This is a genomic window from Streptomyces longispororuber (assembly GCF_014656095.1).
Lineage (GTDB): Bacteria > Actinomycetota > Actinomycetes > Streptomycetales > Streptomycetaceae > Streptomyces > Streptomyces longispororuber.
Genome location: NZ_BNBT01000263.1, coordinates 1 through 5852, shown reverse-complemented (window position 1 = coordinate 5852; position 5852 = coordinate 1). Strand labels below are relative to the sequence as shown.

Below are 5852 nucleotides of genomic sequence, written 5' to 3'. Positions count from 1 at the left end.
GTCCCGGCCGCCTTCGTCGAGCTGGACGCCATCCCGCTCACCACCAACGGCAAGCTCGACAAGCGCGCCCTGCCCGCGCCCAGCACCGAGCTGGTCGACAAGGACCGGTACGTCGCCCCGCGCACGCCCGCCGAGGAGCGCATGGCCGTCGTGTGGGCGGAGGCCCTCGGTGTGGAGCGCGTCGGCGTGGAGGACGACTTCTTCCAGCTCGGCGGCGACTCCATCCGGGCCGTGGGCCTGGTGGGCACGTTGCGCTCGGCCGGGTTCGAGGTCGGCGTCCGCGACGTCTTCGAGCACACCACGATCGCCACGCTCTGCGCGTCGGCGACCGGGCGCCCCGTACCGTCGGGGCCGGTCGCGGCCGTCGAGCCGTTCGCGCTGATCAGCGAGGCCGACCGGGCGCTGCTGCCCGCCGGGCTCGACGACGCCTACCCGCTCACCCAGGTGCAGACCGGCATGCTGGTCGAGACCCTGGCCTCGGGCGAGCGCGGCAACTACCACGACTTCATCTCGTTCCTCGTCCGCGACGACGGGCCCTTCGACATCGCGGTGTTCCGTGAGGCCGTGCGCGTCGTGGGCGCGCGCCACGACATCCTGCGCACGTCGGCCGACCTGACCGGCTTCAGCGTGCCGATGCAGCTCGTGCACCACGAGGTCGCCGTCCCCGTCGACTGGGCGGACCTGCGCGGCCTGGACCGCGCCGCCCAGCAGGCGGAGCTGGTGGCCTTCGCGGCGGCCGAGCGGGCCAACCCGTTCGACCTGTCCGAGCGCAAGCCGCTCCTTCGCATCTTCGTGCACGTGCAGAGCGACGAGACGTGGCGCGTCTCGTACACGAAGAACCACGCCGTCCTGGAGGGCTGGAGCTACCACGAGCTCCTGAAGGAGCTGACCTCCGTCTACCGCGACCTGCGCACGGGCCGCGAGACCGGCTACGAGGCCCCGCCCGTCCGCTTCGCCGACACGGTCGCCGCCGAGCTGGCGGCGCTGGAGTCCGCCGAGGACCGCGCCTTCTGGGAGCGGGTCGTGACGGACAACGCCCGCTTCGAGCTGCCCGCCGGCTGGCACGGCGACCTGGCCGCGCCCGCCGAGCGCGTGGACGCCGGGTTCTCCTACCGGGACCTGGAGTCCGGCCTTCGCCGCCTCGCCGCGGCGGCCGGGGTGCCGGTCAAGGCCGTCCTGCACGGCGCCCACCTGAAGGTGATGAGCCAGATCACCGACGCGGAGAGCTTCTTCACCGGCCTCGTGGGCCACACGCGGCCCGAGGTCGCGGGCTCCGACCGGCTGATGGGCATGTACATCACGACGCTGCCGCACCCGTTCCGGCGGACCGCGGCGACCTGGGGCGAGCTGGTGCGCCAGGTCTTCGACGACGAGGTGGCCGCCTGGCCGCACCGCCACTTCCCGCTGCCCAGCATCCAGCCGGGCGGTCAGCGGCACCTCATCGACGTCTTCTTCACGTACCTCGACTTCCGCGCGCTGATCGAGGACGAGGTCGTCGACGAGGGCAACGGCATCAACCGGACGGAGACCGAGTTCGGCCTCGCCGTCAGCAGCATCGGCGGCATGCTCGGCCTGCGCAGCGACAGCCACGTCCTGTCCCAGGAGAACGCCGACCGGCTCGCGGGCATGTACCGCGCGGTCCTGGAGTCCATGGCCCGCGACGGCGCGTCCGGCAACGCCCGCGCCACCTACCTGCCGGGCGGCGAGCGGGAGGTGCTGCTGCCCGCCGCCGAGCGGACCTCGGACGTGACGGCGCTCGCGCACGAGCTGTTCGAGGCCCGCGCCGCCGAGCAGCCCGGCGCCCCCGCCGTCACCGCGGGCACGGACGTGCTGACGTACGGGGAGCTGAACGCCCGCGCCAACCGCATCGCGCACCTCCTGCGCGACCGGGGCATCGGCGCCGAGGACCTCGTCGGCGTCCACCTCGACCGCGGCGCGGACCTGATCCCCGCGATCCTCGGTGTGCTGAAGTCCGGTGCCGGTTACCTGCCGCTGGATCCGGCCAACCCCATGGACCGCCTCGGCTACGTCCTCGCCGACGCCCGGGCCCGGACCGTCCTGACCACCGCCGACCTCGCCGAGAACCTGCGGGACGTCTACGACGGCCACCTGATCGCCCTCGACACGGCCGAGGCGCTCGCCGAGCTGGACGCCCAGCCCGTGGACAACCCGGCGCCCGTCTCGGGCCCGGACAACCTGATCTACACGATCTACACCTCCGGCTCGACCGGTAAGCCCAAGGGCGTGGCCCTGACGCACACCAACGTCGTGCGCCTGATGTCCACCGCCCAGGACCACTACGCCTTCGGCACCACCGACGTGTGGTCCATGGCCCACTCCTACGCCTTCGACGTCTCCGTCTTCGAGATGTGGGGCGCCCTGGCCTTCGGCGGCCATCTGATCGTGGTCCCCAAGGACGTCACGCGTTCGCCGGACGAGTTCATCGACCTGCTCGCCGACCACGGCGTCACCGTCCTGAGCCAGACGCCGACCGCCTTCCGGTCGCTCGTCACCGCCGCCGCGGAGGACGACCCGCGCATCGCCCACCTGGCCCTGCGCACGGTGGTCTTCGCGGGCGAGAAGCTGGAGGTCGCGGCGCTCAAGCCGTGGACCGACCGCGTCGGTGTCGACCAGGTCGCGCTGGTGAACATGTACGGCATCACCGAGACCACCGTCCACACCACCTACCACCGCCTGGACGCGTACGACGTCGACCACCCGGCCCTGAGCCGCGTCGGCCACCCCCTGGCCGACCTCGCCGTCTACCTCCTGGACTCCGCCGGGCACCCGGTGCCCCTCGGCGTCCCGGGCGAGATCCACGTGGCCGGGCCCGGTGTGGCGCGCGGCTACCTCAACCGGCCCGCACTCACCGCCGAGCGGTTCGTGCCCGACCCGTTCAGCGACGTGCCCGGCGCCCGCATGTACCGCAGCGGTGACGTGGCCCTGCGCCGCGCGGACGGCGGCCTCGAAGTCGTCGGCCGCATCGACGACCAGGTCAAGATCCGCGGCTTCCGCATCGAGCTGGGCGAGATCACCGCGGCCCTCTCCGCACACGAGACGGTCCGCGAGGCCGTCACCGTCGTCCGCGAGGACACCCCCGGCGACAAGCGCCTGGTCGCCTACGTCGTCCCCGCCCCGGGCAAGGCGCTCGACCCGCGCGCCCTGCGCGAGGAACTCGGCCGGACCCTGCCCGAGTACATGGTCCCCGCCGCCTTCGTCGAACTCGACGCCATCCCGCTCACCACCAACGGCAAGCTCGACAAGCGCGCCCTGCCCGCGCCCGACACGTCGGCGCTGACGGCGGTCGGCGGGCTCGCGCCGCGCAATCCGCTGGAGCAGCAGCTCGTGGTCATCTGGTCCGACGTGCTCGGCCTGGAGACCGTGGGCGTCGAGGACTCGTTCTTCGACCTGGGCGGCGACTCCATCCGGGCCGTCTCGCTGGTCGGCGCGGTCCGCGCGGCCGGGTACGACGTGTCCGTGCGCGACGTGTTCGAGCAGCGCAGCATCGCGGGCCTCGCGGAGCTGATCGGCACGCGCGGCGCCCCGGCGGCGGCCCACCGCGCCGTCCGCCCCTTCGAGCTGATCGGCGAGGCCGACCGGGCGCTGCTGCCCGCCGGGCTCGACGACGCCTACCCGCTGACCCAGGTGCAGACCGGCATGCTGTACGAGCTCCAGGCGGGAGCCGGGGCGCATTACCACAGCACCGCGGGCTACAAGGTGCGCGACGACCGGCCGTTCGACGCGGAGGCGCTGCGCGCGGCCGTCCGGGAGGTCACCGCGCGGCACGAGGCGTTGCGCACCTCCTTCGACCTGTCGACGTGCTCCACGCCGCTGCAGCTCGTGCACACCTCGGTCGAGGTGCCGCTCACGGTGCGCGACCTGCGCGGCCTGGGCCGGGACGAGGTCGACGCGGCGCTGCGCGAGCACGTCGCCGCCGAGCAGGCGCGGCCGCTGGACCCGGCGACCGCCCCGCAGCTCCGCATGGCCGCGCACCTCGGTGACGACGGCTGGTGGCTCAGCCTGACCAGGTCCCACATGGTGACCGAGGGCTGGAGCCAGCACACCACGCTGATGGAGCTGATCGACTGCTACCGCGCGCTGCGCGAGGGCCGGACGCCGGCCGCGCACCAGGCGCCCGACGTGCGGTTCGCCGACACGGTCGCCGCCGAGCTGGCGGCGCTCGACTCGGCGGAGGACCGCGCCTACTGGCAGGGCGTCGTGGACGCCCACGCCCCGTTCGCACTGCCCGCCCCGTGGGCGGACGCGTCGGCCGGGGCGCCGGAGGCCGTCAGCGTGACCGTGCCCCTGGGCGACCTGGAGGAGCCGCTGCGGGCGCTGGCCGCCTCGGCGCGCGTCTCCGTCAAGAGCGTGCTGCTCGCCGCGCACCTGAAGGTGCTCGGCTCCCTCACGCACGAGGAGCGGTTCCACGCGGGCCTGGTGTGCGACACGCGGCCCGAGGTCCTCGGCGCCGACCGGGTCCACGGCATGTACCTGAACACGCTGCCGTTCCCCTACACCCGCACCGCCGCCACCTGGGGCGACCTGCTGCGCCAGGTCTTCGACACCGAGGTGGCCCTGTGGCAGCACCGGCGCTTCCCGCTGCCGGAGGTGCACCGGCTCGCCGGGGCCTCCGAGCGGCTCATCGACGTCATCTTCAACTACCAGGACTTCCACAACCTGGACGCCGAGCAGATCGACCTGGCCGCCGGATTCGGCTCCGGCAGCACGGAGTTCGGCCTCACGGTGACGACGTCGGGCGGCGGTCTGACGCTCAAGACGCACACCGGCGTGGTCAGCCGCGCCGACGCGGAGCGGCTGGCGGGGATGTACCGCCGGGTCCTGGAGGCCATGGCCGGTGAGGGTGTCGACGGCTCCGCCGACCTGGTACCGCTGCCCGCAGGCGAGGCCGAGCGCCTGGCCCGGTGGGGCACCGGCACCCCCGCCACCGGCGGCGAGCTGCCCACCCCGGTCCTCATCGCCGAGCAGGCCGCCCGCACCCCGCAGGCGATTGCCGTCACCGGTGACGGCTTCCAGCTCACCTACGCCGAACTGGACGCCCAGGCCAACCAGATAGCCCACCACCTGACCGCCCAGGGCGTCACCACCGGCTCCCTCGTCGGTGTCCTGCTCGACCGCGGCCCCGACCTGCACGCCACCCTGCTCGGCGTGTGGAAGGCGGGCGCGGCCTACATCCCCATCGACCCGGACTTCCCCGCCGCCCGCATCCACGCGATGCTCAGCGACGCCGAAGCCACTGCCGCCCTCACCGTCACCGAGTACGCCGACCGCATCCCCGCCGGGGTACGCGTCATCGACCTGGCCGGTGACCGGGAGCAGATCGCCGCCCGGCCCACGACCGCCCCGGACGTGGCCGTGGACCCGGACGACCTGGCGTACGTGATCTACACCTCCGGCTCGACCGGCAAGCCCAAGGGCGTCGCCGTCACCCACCGGGGCCTGGCCAACCACCTGGTGTGGGCGCGTGACCGGCTCACCACCGCCGGGACCGGCGGCGGCGCGGTCTTCTCCTCCATCGCCTTCGACCTCGTCGTCCCCAACGTCTGGGCACCCCTGCTCGCCGGACAGCGCGTCCTGCTCCTGCCGCAGGACCTGGACCTGTCGGAGCTCGGCGAACACCTCCTGAAGCACGCCCCGTTCAGCTTCCTGAAGCTGACCCCGGGCCACCTGGAGGTGCTGTCGCACCAGCTCACGGACGAGCAGGCCCGCGCCCTCGCCGGGGTGGTCGTGGTCGCGGGCGAGGCCCTGCCCGGCGCCCTCGCCGCCCACTGGACCCAACTCCTGGGCGCGGAGCGCCTCATCAACGAGTACGGGCCCACCGAAGCCTCCGTCGG

General features: G+C 73.6%; 1 protein-coding gene. It reads left to right on the top strand.

The features are described 5' to 3' along the window. The coding region (locus tag IE330_RS37530) for a non-ribosomal peptide synthetase (protein ID WP_190140667.1) at positions 1–5852 on the top strand (5852 nt) is incomplete at both ends.